General features: G+C 46.5%; 13 protein-coding genes and 2 pseudogenes. 10 read left to right on the top strand and 5 right to left on the bottom strand.

Annotated elements, in window-relative coordinates:
- Positions 1-661 precede the first annotated feature (661 nt).
- The 3 genes and pseudogenes from AC0IXI_RS12855 to AC0IXI_RS12845 all read left to right on the top strand — a co-directional run bounded on the left by AC0IXI_RS12855 (position 662) and on the right by AC0IXI_RS12845 (position 6,165).
- On the top strand, positions 662-2,044 hold the full coding sequence (locus AC0IXI_RS12855) for a sensor domain-containing diguanylate cyclase (protein WP_471682550.1): 1,383 nt from the start codon (positions 662-664) through the stop codon (positions 2,042-2,044).
- Between the two features lie 931 nt (positions 2,045-2,975).
- Positions 2,976-4,643 carry an NAD-dependent malic enzyme gene (locus tag AC0IXI_RS12850; RefSeq protein WP_424221549.1) on the top strand — a complete coding sequence of 556 codons (1,668 nt, stop codon included), beginning with the start codon at positions 2,976-2,978 and terminating at the stop codon, positions 4,641-4,643.
- A gap of 59 nt (positions 4,644-4,702) precedes the next feature.
- Positions 4,703-6,165: pseudogene (locus AC0IXI_RS12845) on the top strand (anion permease).
- A gap of 134 nt (positions 6,166-6,299) precedes the next feature.
- Here AC0IXI_RS12845 and AC0IXI_RS12840 read toward each other — a convergent pair.
- Positions 6,300-7,211 (bottom strand): LysR family transcriptional regulator, encoded by a 912-nt coding sequence (locus AC0IXI_RS12840; RefSeq protein ID WP_471682549.1) that lies wholly within the window; start codon positions 7,209-7,211, stop codon positions 6,300-6,302.
- Positions 7,212-7,831: 620 nt separating this feature from the next.
- Between AC0IXI_RS12840 and cfa the strand changes: the two genes are divergently transcribed.
- Positions 7,832-8,986 carry a cyclopropane fatty acyl phospholipid synthase gene (gene cfa, locus AC0IXI_RS12835; protein WP_471682548.1) on the top strand — a complete coding sequence of 385 codons (1,155 nt, stop codon included), beginning with the start codon at positions 7,832-7,834 and terminating at the stop codon, positions 8,984-8,986.
- A gap of 224 nt (positions 8,987-9,210) precedes the next feature.
- Positions 9,211-9,363: pseudogene (locus tag AC0IXI_RS12830) on the top strand (IS6 family transposase); the annotation flags it as partial.
- A gap of 428 nt (positions 9,364-9,791) precedes the next feature.
- Here the strand turns inward: AC0IXI_RS12830 and AC0IXI_RS12825 are convergent.
- The 3 genes from AC0IXI_RS12825 to AC0IXI_RS12815 form a co-directional block, all read right to left on the bottom strand.
- A complete protein-coding gene (locus tag AC0IXI_RS12825) occupies positions 9,792-10,313 on the bottom strand; it encodes a phospholipase D family nuclease (RefSeq protein WP_413498339.1) in 522 nt (173 codons plus the stop codon).
- A 216-nt stretch (positions 10,314-10,529) separates the two neighbouring features.
- Positions 10,530-11,147 carry a histidine phosphatase family protein gene (locus tag AC0IXI_RS12820; protein WP_471682547.1) on the bottom strand — a complete coding sequence of 206 codons (618 nt, stop codon included), beginning with the start codon at positions 11,145-11,147 and terminating at the stop codon, positions 10,530-10,532.
- 233 nt (positions 11,148-11,380) lie between these two features.
- Entirely contained in the window at positions 11,381-12,919 is a 1,539-nt protein-coding gene (locus AC0IXI_RS12815) for a methyl-accepting chemotaxis protein (RefSeq protein ID WP_413498323.1), read from the bottom strand.
- A 172-nt stretch (positions 12,920-13,091) separates the two neighbouring features.
- Here AC0IXI_RS12815 and AC0IXI_RS12810 point away from each other — a divergent pair, with 172 nt between their 5' ends.
- On the top strand, positions 13,092-14,450 hold the full coding sequence (locus tag AC0IXI_RS12810) for an esterase-like activity of phytase family protein (protein ID WP_471682546.1): 1,359 nt from the start codon (positions 13,092-13,094) through the stop codon (positions 14,448-14,450).
- A 282-nt stretch (positions 14,451-14,732) separates the two neighbouring features.
- A complete protein-coding gene (locus AC0IXI_RS12805) occupies positions 14,733-16,712 on the top strand; it encodes an alkyl/aryl-sulfatase (RefSeq protein WP_064557112.1) in 1,980 nt (659 codons plus the stop codon).
- A 67-nt stretch (positions 16,713-16,779) separates the two neighbouring features.
- Here AC0IXI_RS12805 and AC0IXI_RS12800 read toward each other — a convergent pair whose 3' ends face one another.
- Positions 16,780-17,751: a LacI family DNA-binding transcriptional regulator gene (locus AC0IXI_RS12800; RefSeq protein WP_471682545.1), complete on the bottom strand. Its 972-nt coding sequence runs from the start codon at positions 17,749-17,751 to the stop codon at positions 16,780-16,782.
- Between the two features lie 185 nt (positions 17,752-17,936).
- Between AC0IXI_RS12800 and AC0IXI_RS12795 the strand changes: the two genes are divergently transcribed.
- The 3 genes from AC0IXI_RS12795 to AC0IXI_RS12785 are packed head-to-tail and all read left to right on the top strand — an operon-like array spanning position 17,937 to position 21,320.
- Entirely contained in the window at positions 17,937-19,184 is a 1,248-nt protein-coding gene (locus tag AC0IXI_RS12795) for an MFS transporter (RefSeq protein WP_471682544.1), read from the top strand.
- Positions 19,174-20,262 carry a Gfo/Idh/MocA family protein gene (locus tag AC0IXI_RS12790; protein ID WP_471682543.1) on the top strand — a complete coding sequence of 363 codons (1,089 nt, stop codon included), beginning with the start codon at positions 19,174-19,176 and terminating at the stop codon, positions 20,260-20,262. Before AC0IXI_RS12795 ends, AC0IXI_RS12790 begins: the two co-directional genes overlap by 11 nt.
- The gene (locus AC0IXI_RS12785) at positions 20,262-21,320 is read left to right on the top strand and encodes a sugar phosphate isomerase/epimerase family protein (RefSeq protein WP_471682542.1); all 1,059 of its coding nucleotides are present in this window, start codon (positions 20,262-20,264) and stop codon (positions 21,318-21,320) included. Before AC0IXI_RS12790 ends, AC0IXI_RS12785 begins: the two co-directional genes overlap by 1 nt.
- The last annotated feature ends 2 nt before the right edge of the window (positions 21,321-21,322 follow it).

Genomic DNA, 21,322 nt, shown 5'->3' with positions numbered 1-21,322 from the left:
TAACGATAGTCACGCAACCGGTAACGAAATCCTCCTCTGCCTCACCAATGTGACTTGCGCTATAACACTAACAAGGAAGGAGGTCGAGAAGGTCATACCCTGCATTTTATTTATTCGACATTAAATCGAGCATACCCAGGGAGTGGGCAGTAAGAGCGCCACAATTTTCACATAGCACATGGAAAATCGGAGTGTTCATTCTATCAACAATGGTATGACTATCTATACACTCTATTAATGGAAGTAAGGATACTCCATCTAGTAAAGCAAATTTTACATTCCCACACCTATGGCAGGGATATATCGCTGCTTTTTCTATTAACGTATCAATGGCTTGCTGTTTGTTAAATTCATTCACAATTAAATTAAAATCCTTTTACAATTTCATGATGCCCACATATTTTCCATGGGACATTTAAGTTCCCCCACTTCCAGTCGTTTATTTAATGCGACAGTTACCATAAAAAAATTAAATTAGAATACTTATTTTTATAAAAGCTATTTTACAACTTGCATGGAGCATTGTAGTCACGTGAAGAACACTATATCACATAAAAGCATTTACATTTTAACGACCAGCACCTTTATTCCATTTGTTATAATGTTTCTATATTCATTTTTATCCATGGATGTAAGAAATAAAGGGGAGTTTATCGAGACCATGTCTCGATTTAATGAAAATAGTGCCAGAAATGCTATAGAAAGACCCGTCCAGGAAATGGAGTTATTACTTCACTCGCTTTTAGGTCAACTGACGTCAAAAGACATTGAAGGTTATATATCACCTACACATACAGAACTGAATTCGATAATTCCATCTATCGTAAACTCAACAACTTTTTTCGAAACAGTTATTTTGTCAGATAAAGAAGGTAACTACAAAATTTACCCAGAGAACCTAGGGGCAAATTTTAAGGTAAATGAAAGACCCTGGTATCCCTTCTCAGCAAGGAAAGATGAGGTGCGATTCTCTGCACCATATAAATCCGTAACCAAAACACCGAAGTATAATAACGGAATGGCCGTCACTACCAGTATGAATATTTTTAATGACCATTCAGAATTCGTAGGTAATATTGCTTTCGATCTAGACCTCCATAGCTTGAGTGAATTGATAAAATACAACCAAGCCCCTTACAACGCTCGATTCAAAGTTGTTTCATATGATGGCCACTTAATCATGTATTCCAATACTAAAGAATTATTTAAAAGAGCAATACCTCAGGCCTGGATAGACATGGCAACAGAGTCAGAAGGTTATTTTTTTGATGAAAAACGAAACAAGTATGTTTTTTATCGCGTTTATGACAACCCCGCATGGATTGCGTTCAGTGTAGTCAGCGAGGCTGATTTTGAAGCACACAGTAATTCTGAAAAGAATTTATTTTTGTTAGTGTCACTGGCATGTTTAATATCTTATTTAATCGTATTATTTATAATTAAATTATATTTTAAACAGGCCATCACCGCACTCTACTTAAACATTAACGGTATATCCATTGACAATGAAGGCGATAGCATTAAGAAAGTTTCCGAGTCTTTAAAAGACAATAGCAAAAAACTTGAGGCCGCTATACATGATGCTGAAACGGATGGCCTTACCAATTTACATACAAGAAAGAAATTTGACTGTGATTTCCACCATCTTTTCCACTCTGAAAGAGCGTTCTACTTCGCTATAATTGACGTTGACAATTTTAAGAAGGTAAATGATACATTTGGGCATCACACAGGGGATATTGTACTAACGTACATTAGTAAAGCAGGCAGCGAGTTCCTGACGAATATATATAGATTCGGAGGCGAGGAACTCGTCGTAATTTATAGAGGAGGTAATTATGATGATTTCTATACATTACTGGATCTATGGAGAAAAAGAGTAGAACAAAAACAATGGCGTGAAGAGGGTTTGAATGTAACCTTTAGCTGTGGTGTTTCATCATCTAATGAAGGTTCATCTCCTGATGAGATATTGAAAAAAGCAGACATTCGACTTTATCAAGCTAAAAGTTCAGGTAAGAATTGCATTGTTGGTTTGGAGTAAGTAGAAAAACATCATATCCAAAAAAAGTATTTAATGAGTAGCCAAATTTAAATGCATGCCTGAGCCTGACAGGCATGCATTTAATAGACATTGACCATAACATCCATGCAGCGCCAGCAGTAAGAATCTGCGGCCACAGACTGGCGCTGTCCTTCACCACCTTTACACCTTCAGTCGCAATAAACTAGTTAGCCATATTTATTCCTTTATTAATAAATCCCGCCTCGATTCTTATTACGACTAACTAAGAGTTTAAAGGCGATCCAGAAAGTCCAGTTGGAAACAGTCCAGTTCTTCATCTCCCTGAAATTCATATTCAAGGAGGAAGTCTTCGGGCTATGGTTACCATTGTTCAGGGGGAGCTCGTTCTCCATTCCCATTACCCGGTCGAGTTAATCTGGCGTGCAAGTTCACGTGCCTCGTCATCCACTACATGTACTAGCGGATACCGGCATTGACCGAAATATTACGAATTTTACGTGCTGAATGAGCAACTGATTACCCATCTATCACCGCTGGGATGGGAACATATGAACCTGAGCGGGGATTACGTCTGGAGAACAAACCTCAAACTGGGACAGGGTAAATACCGCACATTAAGCTCAGTGAATAGTAATCTGTACAAAAAATAGGCGTGGCGTAGGATGTTTTCCGTTTCCCAAGCGGACCCCGTGATGGGGGCTGTAACCTATAGGTTTTGCATATACATATCGTCATAAATAAGAATTGTTTGTTCACCTTAAAACTTTTAATCTCATTTCAAGAACTCAGAATTAATAATGATTATATTTGGATTATAGAGAGTAATAGCAATGCTATGTCTCAACTCTGACAATATCATTCCAGCGGTAGGATTTTAATCCTAAGCTTCAATATATTATGTCTTAACTGATATAAACCCACATATCTTAGTAAATACATGGTGGCTATTATGAAAAACGTTTACACTTATCATTCCGGTGATTCTCTAATAAAAAATTCATTATTAAATAAAGGGAGCGCATTTACATCTGAAGAGCGAGATGCTTTTAATCTTAGCGGACTGATTCCACCAAAAATTGAAACATTAGACGACCAGGTGAAGCGTGTTCATATGCAACTTAATCGCTTCATCTCAAATGAAGCCAAACATGTGTTTTTGCGAAATTTACAGGATACAAATGAAGTTCTTTTTTATAAGTATATTACAACGCACATTAAGGATTCACTTCCTCTGATCTATACCCCCACAGTAGGCTATGCCTGTCAGCATTTCTCTGAAATCTATCGTCGTGCCCGCGGCCTGTTTATTTCCTGGTCTGAGCATGAAAATATAGATACCCTTTTACAGAATGTCAGTAATGATGATGTAAAAGTTATTGTGGTAACTGATGGTGAACGCATACTTGGCCTTGGCGATCAGGGCATTGGCGGGATGGGGATCCCTATTGGTAAATTGTCGCTATATACCGCTTGTGGGGGTATTTCTCCACAGCAAACCTTACCAATAACCCTTGATGTCGGTACTAATAATCCGGAGCTTTTAAGCGATCCTCTTTATATGGGTTCTCATCATGCACGTATTTCTGATGAAGATTACTATGCCTTTATTGATAAATTTATAACCGCTGTACTGAATCGCTGGCCTAATGTTCTGCTTCAATTTGAAGATTTTGCCCTCCGTCATGCCACACCTTTACTTGAGAAATACCGTAACCGCTTGTGTTGTTTTAATGACGATATTCAGGGTACCGCTGCTGTCACGTTAGGTAGCCTTCTCGCTGCCAGTAAGGCGGGAGAAATGACACTCAGCGACCAGCGATTTATGTTTGTCGGGGCGGGAACTGCCGGATGCGGTATTGCAGAACTTATTGTCGCGAAAATGATGCAGGAAGGTATTACCGAAAAAGAAGCCAGAAGTAAAATTTTCATGGTAGACAAAGATGGTTTGCTTACTGACGAGCACGAAGGTCTGACAGATTTCCAACTCAAGCTGGCAAAACACCGCACTTTACTTAAATTTGAGCCGAAGAACATGTCGCTGGATGAACTGGTGACACAAATACGCCCAACAGCTCTTATTGGTGTTTCAGGCTGCCGTGGTATTTTCACGGAGAAAGTTATTCGCAATATGTATGCGAACTGTAAACGACCGATTGTTTTCCCGCTTTCAAATCCTACTGGGTGTGTCGAAGCTATCCCACAGGACATTATCGACTGGACAGAGGGGAATGCCATTGTTGCCAGTGGAAGCCCGTTTGATCCAGTTCAGTACAACGGGAAACGGATACCTATTGCACAGTGCAATAATTCTTATATCTTCCCTGGAATTGGGCTCGGTGTTCTCATCAGCAATGCAACCCGTGTAACTGAAAATATGTTCCTTGTCGCCAGTGAAACCCTTGCTGAAAGTTCGCCAATGCAGACGGGACGCGATCAGGGATTACTGCCTGCATTAAATGATATTTCATTACTGTCAAAACGAATCGCACTAGCCGTTGCACACGCGGCGATGAGAGATAACGTTGCGCCAAATATTAACGATATTGAGCTCATTAACAACCTCGAAAAAGTCTTCTGGGAGCCACGATACCCAATTTATAAACGAACTTCGATTTAAGCCTCTCGTCGTTATGACCCGCATATCATCAGATATGCGGGTGTTCAGGAGCGTATGTCATGAAAAATAAAATCATGTTACTCCTGCCGGTAATAGTGGCACTGATCATTGCCCTTATTCCCGCTCCGGCAGGCATGGAGTCTTATACCTGGTATTTTTTTGCCATTTTCGTAGGATCAATCGTCGGTCTCATACTTGAGCCCTTACCAGGCGCGGTAATCGGGCTTATAGCGGTACTGGTGATCAGTACATTCAGTCCGTGGCTTTTGTTTTCTGCACATCAACTTGCTAGTCCGAAGTTTAATGCAACCAATGAGGCCTTTAACTGGGCGGTTTCAGGCTTTTCCAATAGTACTGTCTGGCTGATATTCAGCGCATTTATGTTCGCGCTGGGATATGAAAAAACTGGGCTTGGACGTCGTATCTCGCTGATGCTGGTAAAAAAACTAGGTAAACGAACACTAACTCTTGGGTATGCGATTGCCCTTGCAGACCTGATCCTCGCGCCCTTTACCCCTTCGAACACAGCAAGAAGTGGAGGAACCATTTATCCGGTCATTCGTAATCTTCCGCCCCTTTATGATTCAAAACCGCATGATGAAAGTTCCAGGCGGATAGGTTCTTATCTGATGTGGGTCTCTATATCGGCTACCTGTGTGAGCAGCACTCTGTTCCTGACCGCCTTGGCTCCCAACCTTCTGGCCAGTGCGCTGGTCACTGAACTGACCGGACTTACCATCAGTTGGATGGACTGGTTTATTGCTATGCTCCCCGTAGGGATTGTGTTATGGCTTCTTACGCCGGTAATGGCATATTATTTATATCCTCCTGAGATTAAGAGTAATAACCAAGTCCCCGTGTGGGCTGCAGGAGAATTGCAAAAACAAGGCTCCCTTTCACTTCACGAAAAACTACTAATCATTTTTGTGATGCTGGCGTTGATACTATGGATAGGTTTCGGGAGCGTTATCGAACCAGCAATTTCTGCACTCATTGTGATAGCTCTGATGTTAATTACCGGGGTGATTAGCTGGGCAGATGTCACCAGCAATAAGGCCGCCTGGAATACTTTTTTTGGTTCGCTACGCTTGTAGCCTTAGCATCCGGGCTTTCCAGTGTCGGGTTTGTTCACTGGCTGGGTGTGAGAATTTCAAGCGATCTGGTAGGCTTTTCCTTGCTTGCGACTATAACCGTTCTGTTAATTGCCTTTTTTGTTCTGCATTACTTCTTTGCCAGCGGAACGGCACATGCCACAGCACTGGTGCCGGTTATGATTGCCATTGTAGCCGGTATGCACGGTATGAACGTTTATGCATTCGCCATCCTTCTGTGTGGTACGCAAGGAATTATGGGGATTATAACGCCCTATGCAAATGGTCCCGCCCCCATTTATTATGGAAGCGGCTACCTACCAGCAAAGGATTACTGGCGAATGGGAACAATTTTCGGTGTGATTTATTTCTTGCTATATCTGGTTATTGAAATTCCATGGATTGGTTATTTATTTGGTTTTACAAAATAAATAGTTTTACAGGTCATAACCAGCTTGAAATAAAACATATTCACAACTAACGTTTGCGTCGTGAATATTTTCAACATAACTTCTAGCCCGCTCAATAAATTATAAAAGCGGGCCAGATTATTTATCTCTATACCTTACGTTTCTTTGTGCATATTCACTATACTCTCAATGAAATTCTTTACCATTACCGAACGTTCATATCGGCGGCTCACCAGGGACAGTGGCACATAAGCCTCATCATCTTTGATAGTATAAAATTGAATGCCTTTCATATGACTGAAAATACTTCTCATTGAATCAGGCACAATGGAATAACCCAGACCCGTTGAAACAAGATTGATGATTGAGGATATTTGTGGGGTGGTTTGTTTCATAAGTGGGGAGCACCCGGCCTTATCAAATATATTCATAATTGTCTCGTACATATGTACACTGTATTCACGTGGGCATAATATTAATTCTCGATCTGACAATTGCTTCACACATAATTCTTCTTGAGGTGGAAATACGGTATTAACTGAAGTCACTAATGATAGCTTTTCCTGAATAGTCAGATTAATATCAAGAGTATCGAATGTCTCTTCAATGACTGATTTTTCTGCCCTGACAAATGCAATATCGATACTACCGTTGTTGACGCGTTGAATTAAACTATCAGTATGTGCCTCATCTATTTTTAGAATGGCATTTTTATATTGATCTTTAAAATTTTTAATACCCATTGTCACAATCGGATTGAAGGTGGATGAAGAGGTAAATCCTACTTTTAGTCGTCCCAGTTCCCCGCGCGAAGCCATTCGCGACGAGAGCGTGGCTCGTTCAATCAGATGAGGTATCTCATGTATATTTTTATAAAACTCTTCCCCCGCAGCATTGAGTTCCACCCCTCGGGGTAGGCGATGAAAAAGGACTGCCCCGACTTCTTTTTCAAGATCCCGTATTTGCATGCTCAGTGGTGGTTGACTAATACCCAGAGCATCAGCGGCATACGTAAAACTTTTTGCATCGGCTACGGCCAGAAAATAACGTATATGCCTTAATTCCAAAAATCACCCCTTTAAATATAAAATTTGTTAAATGTCTCAAGGAATTTGAAAGACTCCTATTCAATATCAGTAACACCACTAACTAACAATCTAGGTAAATTAAATTTTTAGTAAGGAATTCTATTAATTGTCTGGGGAAGAAAGGTTATGTAAAGTAAGCGAATCACATTTAAGTTTGGCATCATTAATGTCGCTTTTATAATAATTATAAATCTTCGAATACATCACTAACATAACAGAATAATAAATGGACAAAATGTGGCGAACTATCCTTACTCATTTACTCATTTACTCATTTACTCATTTACTCATTTACTGATTTCCAGAGGCTCGTCATTTTGTGTCATCCCGTTCCCGTCATGATAGCCGTTGTGGTGGAAATGAATGACTGAACGTATACCCGTTAGCCATCATCCTGTGTAGCACGCTGTGGAACATGGGCATTATTACCCCTTATGCAAATGGTCAGGCACCTATCTATTACAGGAGTGGTTATTTATCTGCAAAAAGCTATTAGCGCCTGCGGACATTGTTAGGCGCGACTTATTTCGTCCTGTACCTGGTGATTGAATTGCCATGGATGAACTACCTGTTTGGTTTCTCAAAATGAGGAGATAAAGATGTCAAATGTTGCTATCGAAAGACCTAATTTACGTGTCTCGCGAGCCCGTCAGGTTGTGGAGAAATTGCTGTCACCAGCAGGGATCCGCATTAATGGTGATAAACCGTGGGATCTCTCAGTGCATGACGAGCAGTTTTATACCCGGGTTATCAACGAAGGGTCGATAGGTCTTGGGGAAACCTATGTAGAAGGTCTTTGGGATTGCCCTGCGCTAGATATCTTTTTCACCAAGATTTTACGCGCAGGCGTGTCAGAGATGATGCCGTTCAACTTTAGAGAAATGTTCCATATCTGCATTTCACGTTTGCGGAATATGCAGTCCCGTAGACGAGCATGGATTGTTGGAGAGCACCATTATGATTTGGGTAATGATCTTTATGCCATTATGCTGGATTCGTGGATGCAATATTCCTGCGGTTACTGGAAGCGAGCCAAAACACTGGAGGAGGCACAGCAGGATAAGTTACGACTTATTTGCGAGAAACTCCACCTAGAGCCGGGCATGCACCTGCTGGATATTGGTTGCGGCTGGGGAGGTCTGGCAGAATATGCTTCAACGCATTACGGAGTTAAAGTGGATGGAATCACTATATCAGTTGAACAACAGTCTGCAGCAATAGCACGATGTACCGATCTGGACGTGAATATTATTCTCTCGGACTATCGTGATCTTGACGGAACAGATAAGTACGACAGGGTAGTCTCAGTCGGGATGTTTGAGCATGTTGGACCAAAAAACTATGCAACCTGGTTCAATGTGGTCGGTCACTGTCTGAAGCCTGATGGTTTAGTGTTACTTCACACTATTGGCAGTAATAAGAGTGGGCATAATGTTGACCCATGGATTGATAAATATATTTTCCCGAATGGTTGCCTGCCATCCATAAAACAGATTGCAGAAGCAAGTGAGCGTCATTTTATTGTTGAGGACTGGCACAACTTTGGTGCTGACTATGATAAAACGTTGATGGCATGGCATAAGAAATTTAATGACCAATGGGAGGATATTGAAGGCTCCTATACACCCAATTTTCAGCGCATGTTTAATTACTATCTGACAGCTTGCGCTGGGGCATTTCGAGCCAGACAAACTCAGTTATGGCAGATTGTGTTCTCCAGAGGAATAATTAGTGGGCTGGATATTCCTCGATAAAGAATTACTCTGCGTAAGATAGTAACTGAATATAGCGAAATAAAATTCCTTGTACTTAACAAAGTGGAGTTCGAATGTCCGAACTCCCTTTTAAAATACAGCCTGTCCCCTCATGAGGGCATTTCTCAATTTTCCCTTGCCATGCTCGGCAAGAATAACAGGTACTATTGCAAAGCTCGTAACTCTGATAAAACTTGCTGTCTTTTTCACCCGTGACGCAAATCATGAACGTATTCAAGGATCGGCACTTCAGTCGTGACATTATTATGCGGGCGGTACGCTGGTACTGTAAATACGGTATCAGTTATCCTGCTTTGCAGGAAATACTGACCGACCGCGGTGTCAGAGTCGACCACACCATGCTTTACCGCTGGGTTCCAGTCGATTTCAATACGAATAAGGCTTTTGCAATGAATTAACCCAAAGCTTAAATTGAAGAAACACGCTTTACTGAGTTTGCAGGCACTGATGAGAAAACGGCTACCGCCCCTGTAACAGCCTGAAATTGACCAGGGTAATCATATACCGGTGTAGTGATAAGGAAACATGGCTCAGATGACATCATGGTGCGGGTTATGAACCCAATAATGACGCCGGATATTTGGTCGCAAACCGCATCAAACCAGTACTTGCATCAATCACCCGGGTCGTCCATATATGGTCAACAAAAACTGGCCACAGTTTAAGAGTATTTCCAGAATAAACGTTCTGAATAATTCGGCGTCAAACCACCGTTATATTGTGGGGTCTGAACTTCCACTCTGAGCGAGGAACGGACCTCAAAGGTCGTTAGCGTGAAGAGTGGCTAACCCTGATTTTTATGTTCGAAGGGTTCAGATATCGCCCATCGGGAAGCAAAATGTTCCTGATACTGAGAAACGATGTGTGGCATGTTTTTAATAACGATGACATTCTCACTATTGTTGTACTCTGCTGATTTGGCGTAATTAAATGAGCCTGTCTCTACAGTTGAACCATCAACAATCATCATCTTGTCGTGCTGAATATGATAATGCCCATCAATTCGCAGCTCTGCTCCATGCCGAGTAATATCGCGCATTGCAGCCAGTGATGTACTACCTTTGTTTCGACGTTTATCAATAACTACTTCTACTCGAACGCCTCGCTTGTGAGCCGCATCCAGTGCAGCAACAATATCTTTAGCCTGGAATGCATATGCAACCATCTGGATAGAAGAATGTGCTGCATTGATGGTATCCAGAACCAGCTTTTGTGCACTGCCCTCCGGAGAAAAACCCACTTCAATTGAAGGAGCAGCAGAAGCTGTCCCAGCAATAATGAGCAGTAAAAAGGCCAGTTTATTCATGGTGACAGTTCTCAGTGAGTATTCGATACGTCTCAGGATTTCTCAGAGTGGATCTGTTGCTTCAGTGATGAGGACATCAATCATACTCTCAACGTCCGCTCCTTGCACGAAGCCGCCTAGAGGTTAGAACTCAGGCAGCTCTGAGCGAGGAGCAGACGTTGTGTTTGAATCAGGATAGCTCAGGTCGGATGGGCCTTGAAGGATTAAAGGTAACGACTATTTCAGGTGACGTAAGTGTGTAGCAATCCCCCATTTGAGTGCGACACATCTTCCATTAATCAGTTCGAAAACGGAGTAACTCGCATTGGGTTGTGCATACCAGGGGAAATCATCGACAACTCCTCCTTTTAGAATCGCAAGAACACCCTGACTGACGTGTCCGTGAGACACGATACATATTGTTTGATGAAGTCGTGTTTCTTCCAGATTGTATAAAAAACGCATAATTCGCTGAGAAGCGTGTGAGAGAGATTCACCACCTGGTGGACAATACTCTGCATCAAGATTGAATAGCGCATTTGCATCGTTCGGATGGTATTGAAGGAACTGTGCTGATGACATTCCTTCAAACTGACCAAATGCCTGTTCTTTAAGGGCCGGTTCAGCCATCAATGGGCAACGAAAGCATTCAGCCAGGCTCTGTCCCATTTGCCTGGCACGCTCAAGCGGAGAAGCGTAAACACATTCGACCCGGTAATCACTTGCACCAAATGCTGCCAGTAGGGCTGAGGTTTGATGCAACCCCCGATGGGTTAACTTGCTATCACTCTGCCCCTGAATAATTCCTCTCACATTCCACTCTGTTTCCGCGTGTCGAACAAATATCACTTTCATCGTTAGAGGGCCATGCATCTTGTTGATTTAAAATCTTTCAGACCAAACATACCTGACTGATGTAGTTGTTCTGGGCGAAAAATATGAACAAGTGTAGCTGAATGCGGTTATGGTCAGCCTCAGAAGTGATGCTTTGACAGTAGATAACGTCCGCTCCAGGCACAGAGCGGACTGTCACATAAGGTTAAGCTCGATGGTATGACAATGTCAGGTAAGGTCAGAGCTAATACACATCACGCGAGCTTAAATACCGCTACCGTTTCATTTAACGCTTGCGACTGCTCTTTAAGCGACATTGCCGCCGCTGAAGCCTGTTCTACCAACGCGGCATTCTGCTGCGTCACCACATCCATTTGCACCACAGCCTGGTTAATCTGCTCGATACCACGGCTTTGCTCGCCTGTAGATACAGCAATCTCCTCCATCAGCCCGGTCACTTCTTTAATTGCGTTGGAAATGCGCTGCATGCTTTCGCCCGCACGGTTCACCAGATTGCTACCGATATTGACCTGCTCGCCAGAAAGCTCAATAAGCTCTTTGATCTCTTTTGCTGCCACCGATGAACGCTGCGCCAGGTTACGTACCTCTGTTGCTACAACTGCAAACCCACGGCCTTGCTCGCCTGCGCGTGCGGCTTCAACCGCGGCGTTCAGCGCCAGAATATTGGTCTGGAAAGCTATGTCTTCGATAATACTGATAATGTTGTCGATCTTGCTGGAACTGGATTCAATATTACGCATTGAATCAATCACCTCGCTAACAATCTCATTGCCGTCATTGGCGGCTATCAACATGCCATTTGCCAGCTTATTTGCCTGGTGAGAATTGTCGGAAGTAGATTTCACCGTCACGGTTAACTGTTCCATGCTGGCCGCTGTTTCACCCAGCGATGACGCTTGCTCTTCGGTACGTGCAGAAAGATCGGTGTTACCGGCGGCAATTTCTTCGGAGGCGTATGCCACGGTTTGGCTGGACTCACGCACCTGGCCAATAATGCTTGCCAGTGACACACGCATTTGCTCAAGCTCGCGCATCATTGCACCAATCTCGTCATTGGCACTGGCCACAATCGGCGTATGCAACATACCGCTGGCGATTTCAGTGCAATGCTCTTTGGCTTTATCCAGTTCGTTGAGTACCCGTTTTTTCAGCAGCCAGAACACGGCACCCAGGATAACGGCGAAGATGAGTGCAAAAATCGCGATACTCACCAGACTCTGTTTGAAACCAGATTGAGCATCTTTGTTGAGCTGCTGCGCATACTGTTGGCGGAATGCCAGTAATTTATCCAGTGCTACTTCAAATTGCTTATCCAGCTGTGGCAGGGTAGATGTCACCAGCGCACGAGCACGCGGAATGTCGTTGGCGCGGACAGCATCCAGCAGGGGCTGTAAGCCTTGCTCACGATAATTCACAAACGCGCTTTGATAAGAATCAGTCAACACCTTTTCACCAGGTTGCTTGGGTTCCTCAAGATAAGCTTGAAATGCGGCGTTTGCCTTCTCAAGTACCGATTGTGCGCCGTTGAGTGCCTGTTGCCCCTGATCGTTTAACCCTTGCTCACGCTCTTCTAACGCTTCCATTGCACGAACGCGCATGGTGCGGCTGTGGTTGATCGGGTCGATTACCGATAACACCACACGGATTTCGCGATTTACATTATCCAGAGAGTGGTTGCTACGGGTGAGTGACCAGATGTTGGAGGCTGTGCTGGCTAAGAAAATAAGCAGCAATGTGCTGAAAACTAAAATAGAAAAACGCCTTACGGACATGAAATACCCTTATCGTTAGAAATAGACCTGACTCGTTTCAGCCAGTGCTTGTGGGTTATCGGCACGACAAGGCAGAAATTTAGAGCATCTGCGTAAAGTCATATTTGTGTCATATAGCTGCTTTATACATTGTTGAACAAAACAGGTGACCAAACCCAAGGATGCGAACATCATGAAATTAAAACCTTTTGCGCTGTTATTAACCTCTTTATTTCCTCTGGCAAGTCAGGCAGCAGAGCCGCAGGTTGATCGTTACGTTGTCACATTCCCGCAAGGTGACCATGTTGAATATAAAGGGGCTTACGCCAGCAACTTCCCGGGTGGTTTACCGGTTGGCGTGGGTTCGGGGCTGCAATTTATTCGTAAAGATGGTGATGCGCTGGTGTTTGCTACGGTGACGGATCGCGGTCCGAATGCCGATTCCCCGAAAGCCGGTAAAAAAGACTCGAAGATTTTTGCCAACCCGAAATTTACCCCATTACTGATGACCATCCGCGTTGCTGATGGCAAAGCCCAGGCTACCGATGCACACGCGTTACATGATGAGAATGGCCCTATCAGCGGTTTACCGCTGCCGGAAGGCTTGATTGGTGCAACCAATGAGATCGCTTTGAGTGATACCTTGCAGCAGTTATCGAGTGATAAACGTGGTCTGGATACCGAGGGGATCACCCCGGACGGCAAGGGCGGTTACTGGTTGTGTGACGAATATGGCCCGTTCATCATCAATATCGACGCTAATGGCAAAATCCTCAAAAAATATGGCCCGCAAGCAGAACAAGGCGAGCAGGGGGTGGCGGGTGGCTTGCCAAATATTATTAAATGGCGTCAGGCCAACCGTGGTTTTGAAGGGATTACACGCATGCCGGACGGGCGCATTATCGCCGCCGTGCAAAGTACGTTGGATATCGACGGGAAAAGCAAAAACAGCGCGCAGTTTACCCGTCTGGTGAGCTTTAACCCGGAAACCGGCAAAACGGAAATGTACGGCTACCCGATTGACGTAGATGTCTATAAGAAAGCCAAAGACGCTAAAATTGGTGACATCGTTGCACTGGATAACAACCGCCTGCTGCTGATTGAGCAGGGCGGCGACAAAAACAAAGTCATGCGCAACCTGGTGTATGTGGTTGATCTCAGCCAGGCCAGCGATCTGAGTTCGTTTGATAAAGAAAAAGCACCCGAGTTTGACGATGCGGCGCAACTGAAAGCGCGTGGTATTAAGCTGGCGGAGAAAAAAGAAATTGTCGATCTGCGTAAACTCGGCTGGCAGCAGGAAAAAGCCGAAGGGATGACGTTAATTGATAATCAAACCATTGCGGTGATTAACGACAACGATTTTGGCCTGCAAGCGGTGCTGGAAAACCTGGACGCTGACGCTAAGAAAGCAGATGACTATGAAGTGGATGGAAAAGGGCATTTGACGCGTGATGGTAAAGAAGTTGCTACCAAAATCGCTTTGAAACCACTGGAAAAACCGGAATCCCAAAATGAGCTTTGGGTTATTAAGCTGCCGGAAGCGTTGAAATAATTATTGGCTCTTTGTTGGGTGGACTAGCGCGAGCGACATCCACTCTTTTCATTTCTGAGATCAAAAATCCCTTTCTAATCCTAAGCTGTTACTGCCAAACATATAACTCACAACCATCCATAAATTATTTGTATCCATAAGTGGCGAAATGTAACTCCTTGGTTATATTTAAAAAACGCAAATGTTCAGCAGCAACTTTTATTATTTAAGTTAATGAATAATTTCTCGAGGTAACTACTCGAAGTAGCTGAGTGGTTAGGCATTTTCATATGAGGGTTACAGATGAGACTTACGTTGATCGTCAAAAGTCTGGCACTGGCAGGGTTACTTTCCTCCACTGCTCTGACACCTTTGTTCGCGCAGGAAGCACCAAAAGGTGCCACCGCGTCAACAAAGCAGGCTAACGATGCACTTTATAACCAGCTTCCTTTCTCCGATAACACCGATTTCACGAATGCTCACAAAGGCTTTATCGCCGCTTTACCGCAGGACGTGATTAAAGGCGAGCAGGGAAATGTTATCTGGAACCCACAGCAGTATGCATTTATCAAAGAAGGGGAAAAATCCCCTGACACTGTAAACCCTAGCCTTTGGCGACAGTCTCAGTTGATCAATATCAGCGGTCTGTTTGAAGTGACTGAGGGCGTTTACCAGATCCGAAACCTCGATTTATCCAACATGACCATCATTGAGGGTAAAGAGGGGATTACCGTCGTTGACCCGCTGGTTTCAGCGGAAACAGCAAAAGTCGGCATGGATTTGTACTTCAAAAATCGCGGCAATAAACCTGTTGTTGCCATCATTTACACTCACAGCCATGTTGACCACTACGGCGGTGTACGTGGTGTGGTAGATGAAGCGGATGTGAAATCCGGGAAGGTAAAAGTTTATGCGCCAGCAGGCTTTATGGAAGCTGCTGTCGCCGAGAATATTATGGCAGGCAATGTCATGAGCCGCCGTGCCAGCTATATGTATGGCAACCTCCTGAAACCTGATGCCACCGGCCAGGTCGGCGCGGGTCTGGGCACCACCACATCAGCGGGTACCGTGACGCTGATTGCCCCAACGAACATCATCGAAAAAGATGGCCAGAAGGAAGTCATTGATGGTCTGACTTATGACTTCATGCTGGCTCCGGGTTCAGAAGCCCCGTCGGAAATGCTGTGGTATATCGAAGAGAAGAAACTCATCGAAGCCGCAGAGGATGTGACTCACACTCTGCACAATACTTATTCCCTGCGCGGTGCGAAAATTCGTGAACCGCTACCCTGGTCGAAATACATCAACGAAGCCATTGTGCGTTGGGGTGACAAAGCCGAAATCATTATGGCTCAGCACCACTGGCCGACATGGGGCAACGAAAACGTGGTTGGCCTGCTGAAAAGCCAGCGTGACCTGTATCGTTATATCAACGACCAGACGCTGCGTATGGCCAACGAAGGCCTGACACGCGATGAAATTGCTGCCAACTTCAAACTGCCAGACAACCTGGCGAAGACCTGGGCTAACCGCGGCTATTACGGCTCCATCAGCCATGACGTGAAAGCGACCTATGTGCTGTATCTCGGCTGGTACGATGGCAACCCGGCAACACTTGATGAATTACCACCGGAAGAAGCAGCGAAGAAATTTGTTGAGTACATGGGCGGTGCCGATGCGATTCTTCAGAAAGCGAAAACCGACTTTGACCAGGGTAACTACCGTTGGGTTGCTCAGGTGGTGAGTAAAGTGGTGTTCGCCGATCCCAATAACCAGAATGCGCGTAACCTGGAAGCGGATGCACTGGAACAACTGGGTTACCAGGCTGAATCTGGCCCATGGCGTAACTTCTACCTGACCGGTGCTCAGGAGCTGCGCAATGGTGTGGTTAAAGGCCCGACGCCGAATACCGCAAGCCCGGATACCGTTCGTGCGATGACGCCTGAAATGTTCTTCGATTTCCTGGCGGTACATATCAACGGTGAAAAAGCGGGTAATGCCAAAGCGGTATTTAACATCGACCTGGGCAGCGATGGCGGCAAGTACAAGCTGGAGCTGGAAAACGGTGTGCTGAACCACACGCCTAATGCAGAAGCGAAAGACGCGGATGCTACGATTGCACTTAACCGTGACACGCTCAATAAAATCATCCTGAAGGAAGAGACCCTGAAACAGGCTGAAGACAAAGGCGAAGTTAAGGTCACCGGTAATGGTGCAAAGCTTGATGAGATGCTGGGCTATATGGACAAGTTCGAGTTCTGGTTCAATATCGTTACACCATAAACAAATCCCCTGTGGCAGCTATGCCGCAGGGGATTACTCTAAATACCCGTTATCACTTATTACTGCTCTACACCGATCCCCGTACCAATAACTTCCAGTCGAGAATTTCATTCACGGTTTCCGCTTCCGGGTTATCAATGCGCTCGAGCAGCAACTGTACGCTGCGCACGCCGAGCTGATGCATGGGTTGTTCGATAGTGGTGAGCGGCGGAAAGGTGACGGAGCCAAACGGCACGCCATCAAAACCCATAATTGCGACATCTTCAGGTACGCGCAGCCCTTGTTCGTGGGCGTAATGTAGCGCGCCGCCAGCCAGTGCGTCAGAAATGGCGAATACCGCATCTGGCGGTTCCGGTAGGGTAAACAGTTCGGCCATCGCTTGTATGCCAGCCTGGTATTCAAGGCTGTCGGCATATACCACCGCCTGCCAGTTTTTGCCGCAGGCCGCGCGATAACCGGCTTCACGCTGTTGCGAGTAGAGATAACGCAAATCGCCGTTAATCAGCGCAATTCGCTTATAGCCCGATGTCATCAGGTGATCAACCGCGGCGGAAGCCGCTTTGAAGTTATCAATGGTCACTGATGATGCGTTATAACCCGGATCGCCTTCGCCGCATTGCACCCACGGTGAATCACCAATTAGCGTGGTCAAACCCGGTAAACAACTGATGGCATCCATAGTGATCACGCCGTCGACCACTTTACCGCTTAGCAGGCGCAAGTAGGCCGATTCACGCGTCAGGCGCGATTCTGAATTGCATAGCAGAATGTGGTAGCCATGCTTTTCCGCTTCCTCTTCAATGCCGCGCACCACGCGGGCGCAGAAGGGGTTGGTGATGTTCGACACCAGCACTAGCAGCATTCGGCTACGCGATGTGCGCAACTGGCGGGCCAGCAGGTTAGGTTGATATTCACATGCTTCGATCGCCGCCAGCACTTTGTCGCGGGTGTCCGGTTTAACGGCCGGGTTGCTGTTTAATACCCGGGAAACGGTCGCGGTAGAAACACCAGCTATTCGCGCCACTTTATCTATCGACATGTTGATCCTTTGCACGATCGGTTGATTTGTGAACCACATTCCAGATTTGAATCAATAGTATCAAATAATTCACACGCATGATGGAAACCTCCATGAAATCGATTACATTTTTAGTGATATGCGAATGTAATCGATTACAAAAATAACCTCTTACCCTTAAAACAATACCCTGCACTGGAGGATTTATGTCTTCTCACTCGGCCGTTGGGGCACAAGTGGTTACCCATAAATGGGTGATCCCACGCCTGTCGTTAATGATGTTTCTTGAGTTTTTCGTCTGGGGGGCCTGGTATGTCACCCTCGGCGTGGTAATGGGTAAATACGGCCTGAGCGCGTTGATTGGTGATGCGTATTCCACCGGGCCGATTGCCTCTATTTTGTCGCCATTTGTTCTCGGCATGCTGGTGGACCGTTTCTTTGCCTCGCAGAAAGTGCTCGGCGTGCTGCACCTGATTGGCGCGGCATTGCTGTGGTGGTTGCCGGGCGCGTTTGAAAGCGGGCAAAGCAGCCTGTTGTGGATAATCTTCGGCTACATGCTCTGCTACATGCCAACCATTGCGTTGAGCAACAACGTAGCGTTCCACAGTCTGGCAAACAGCGAAAAAGGGTTCCCTATAGTCCGAGCGTTCGGCACCATCGGCTGGATCGTGGCGGGACTGATTGTCGGCACCAGCGGCCTTTCAGACAGCACCGGCATCTTCACACTGGCGGCAGTCGCTTCCGTGGTATTGGGGATTTACAGCTTTACGCTGCCCAATACGCCAGCGCCGGATCGCGGTAAGCCGCTTTCGATGCGTGACCTGGTTTGTGCCGACGCGTTTGCATTGCTTAAACAGCGCCATTTCATGGTGTTTATCATCTGCGCCACGCTTATCTCCATTCCGCTGGCGGCTTACTACGCTTACGCCGCACCGTTTATTTCCGCGGTTGGGTTCGAGAACGTCAGCGGCGTGATGGCATTAGGGCAGATGTCTGAACTGCTGTTTATGCTCTTGATTCCGTTCTTCTTCCGCCGTCTGGGCATCAAAATGATGCTGCTGATTGGTATGCTGGCATGGTTTGCACGTTACGCGATGTTTGCCCTGGGCATCACCGAAGAAACCCGCTGGATGATTTACATCGGCATCATTCTGCATGGGGTGTGTTACGACTTCTTCTTTGTTATCGGCTTTATCTATACCGACAAAGTTGCAGGCAACAAAGTGAAGGGGCAGGCGCAAAGTCTGCTGGTGCTGTTTACCTACGGGCTTGGCATGCTGATTGGTTCGCAAATCAGCGGTGCGGTGTTTAACCGTTCGGTTACCGCTCAAGGTGCTGAAGGCTTACTGCAATGGCAGCAATTCTGGTGGATGCCGGCGATTGCGGCGGTGGTGATTGCCGCCATCTTCTTCTTTAGTTTCAACTATAAAGAGGGCGAGCAGCATGGCAAATAAGCCGCTGCGCGTACTGGTTGTGGGCTGCGGGAATATGGGGGCTGCCCACAGCCTTGCGTATCAGCAACTTGACGAGTTTACCCTTTGCGGGCTGGTGGCCCGTGGGGATTCAAAAACCCGCCTCAAAGCACAACTCGCGGCAGATATTCCACTGTTCGACGATCTCAAACGGGCGATTAGCGAAACGCACGCCGATGCGGTGTGCATCTCCACCTGGCCTGATTCGCACGAAGCGCTGGCACTGACCGCACTCGCCGCAGGCTGCCATGTGTTTCTCGAAAAACCGCTCGCCACAACGGTGAGCGGGGCGAAACGGGTGGTTGCCACGGCGCATCTGGCGGGTAAAAAACTGGTGGTCGGGTACATTTTGCGCCACCACCCGGTTTGGCGGCAGTTTATTGCGTTATCGCACGGGCTGGGCAAGCCGCTGGTGATGCGCATGAACCTCAACCAGCAAAGTAGCGGCAGTGCCTGGCACACTCACAAAATGCTGATGCAGTCGCTTTCGCCGATTGTCGATTGCGGTGTGCATTATCTGGACGTGATGTGCCAGATGACGCAATCCACCCCGCAGTCGGTGAGCGCTATTGGCGTACGCTTAAGCGATGAAATCCCGTCCGAGCAGTTTAACTACGGCCAGCTTCAGGTACGTTTTGAAGACGGCTCCGTCGGCTGGTACGAAGCGGGATGGGGGCCGATGATGAGCCAGACGGCATTCTTTATTAAAGATGTGATTGGCCCGCAAGGTTCTGTTTCTATTGTCGCCCGCGAAGCCGCTGGTGAAGGGCAATCCGCCAATGTTGAAGCGCACACGCGCACCGAATCACTGCGTATCCATCATGGCGAATTAAACGCCCTGGGCGAGTTTGTCCACCAGGATGAATGGCTGACAGCAAGCGATGAGCCGGATCATTTTGCTTTGTGCCAACGCGAACAGCAGTTTTTTGCACGTGCCATTCTTGAGGAAAGTGATTTGTCACAGCATTTGCAGCAGGCGGTCGAAAGCCTGGCTGTGGTGCTGGCGGCAGACCGGGCCGTTCGCGAGCAGCGCACGGTTTTAATTAAGGAGATGTTGTAATGAAAACCCTGAAAGGGCCGTCCATATTTCTCTCACAGTTTATTTCCGACCAGCCACCGTTTAATTCGCTCGAAACAATAGCCGCATGGGCTGCGGGTCTGGGCTATAAAGCGGTGCAAATCCCCACGCACTTGCCGCATATTTTTGACCTCGCCAGAGCCGCTGAAAGCCTGGAATACTGCGCTGAAATTCGCAATCTGCTGGCAAATGTTGGGCTGGAAATCAGCGAGCTTTCAACGCATTTGCAGGGGCAACTGGTAGCGGTGCACCCGGCATATGACGCCGCATTCGCCGGGTTTGCGCCGCCGGAACTGGCGCACAATGCCGTTGCGCGTCAGCAGTGGGCGGTTGATAGTCTGAAGCAAGCAGCTCGTGCCTCGCAAAATCTCGGGCTAAAGGCACACGCCACGTTTTCTGGCGCACTGGCCTGGCCTTATTTTTACCCCTGGCCGCCACGCAATGAGCAACTGTTGGATGAAGCGTTTCATGAACTCGCTTCGCGCTGGAAGCCGATTCTGGACTGTTTTGACGAAGCAGGCGTTGATGTCTGTTTCGAGCTGCATCCTGGCGAAGATCTGCATGATGGCGTCACATTCGAGCGTTTTCTGGCGCTGGTTGATAACCACCCGCGCTGCAATATTCTCTACGATCCAAGCCATATGCTGCTGCAACACATGGATTACCTCGGTTTTATCGACCATTACCATGCACGAATCAAAGCCTTTCACGTCAAAGATGCTGAGTTTTTACCGTCGGCAAAAAGTGGTGTTTACGCGGGTTACCAGCCGTGGATTGAACGCCCGGGGCGTTTTCGTTCCCTCGGCGACGGGCAGGTTAATTTCAACGGGATCTTCAGCAAACTGGCGCAATACGACTACAGCGGATGGGCTACGCTTGAATGGGAGTGTTGCCTGAAAGCAGGCGATGCGGGCGCGCGCGAAGGGGCCAATTTTATCGCTGAGCATATCATTCCGGTTGCCGAATATGCCTTTGACGACTTTGCGCATCATGACAGCGAGAGATCCGCGGTGCGTCGCATGCTCGGGCTGGAGGAGTAAAC

This window comes from Buttiauxella sp. AC038, from assembly GCF_979253565.1.
This window is presented reverse-complemented; position numbering and strand designations above follow the sequence as displayed.

Coding starts and splice junctions, on each gene's coding strand:
- AC0IXI_RS12855 (WP_471682550.1), top strand. CDS start 662: ATGTCTCGATTTAATGAAAATAGTGCCAGAAATGCTATAGAAAGACCC.
- AC0IXI_RS12850 (WP_424221549.1), top strand. CDS start 2,976: ATGAAAAACGTTTACACTTATCATTCCGGTGATTCTCTAATAAAAAAT.
- cfa (WP_471682548.1), top strand. CDS start 7,832: ATGTCAAATGTTGCTATCGAAAGACCTAATTTACGTGTCTCGCGAGCC.
- AC0IXI_RS12825 (WP_413498339.1), bottom strand. CDS start 10,313: ATGAATAAACTGGCCTTTTTACTGCTCATTATTGCTGGGACAGCTTCT.
- AC0IXI_RS12820 (WP_471682547.1), bottom strand. CDS start 11,147: ATGAAAGTGATATTTGTTCGACACGCGGAAACAGAGTGGAATGTGAGA.
- AC0IXI_RS12815 (WP_413498323.1), bottom strand. CDS start 12,919: ATGTCCGTAAGGCGTTTTTCTATTTTAGTTTTCAGCACATTGCTGCTT.
- AC0IXI_RS12810 (WP_471682546.1), top strand. CDS start 13,092: ATGAAATTAAAACCTTTTGCGCTGTTATTAACCTCTTTATTTCCTCTG.
- AC0IXI_RS12805 (WP_064557112.1), top strand. CDS start 14,733: ATGAGACTTACGTTGATCGTCAAAAGTCTGGCACTGGCAGGGTTACTT.
- AC0IXI_RS12800 (WP_471682545.1), bottom strand. CDS start 17,751: ATGTCGATAGATAAAGTGGCGCGAATAGCTGGTGTTTCTACCGCGACC.
- AC0IXI_RS12795 (WP_471682544.1), top strand. CDS start 17,937: ATGTCTTCTCACTCGGCCGTTGGGGCACAAGTGGTTACCCATAAATGG.
- AC0IXI_RS12790 (WP_471682543.1), top strand. CDS start 19,174: ATGGCAAATAAGCCGCTGCGCGTACTGGTTGTGGGCTGCGGGAATATG.
- AC0IXI_RS12785 (WP_471682542.1), top strand. CDS start 20,262: ATGAAAACCCTGAAAGGGCCGTCCATATTTCTCTCACAGTTTATTTCC.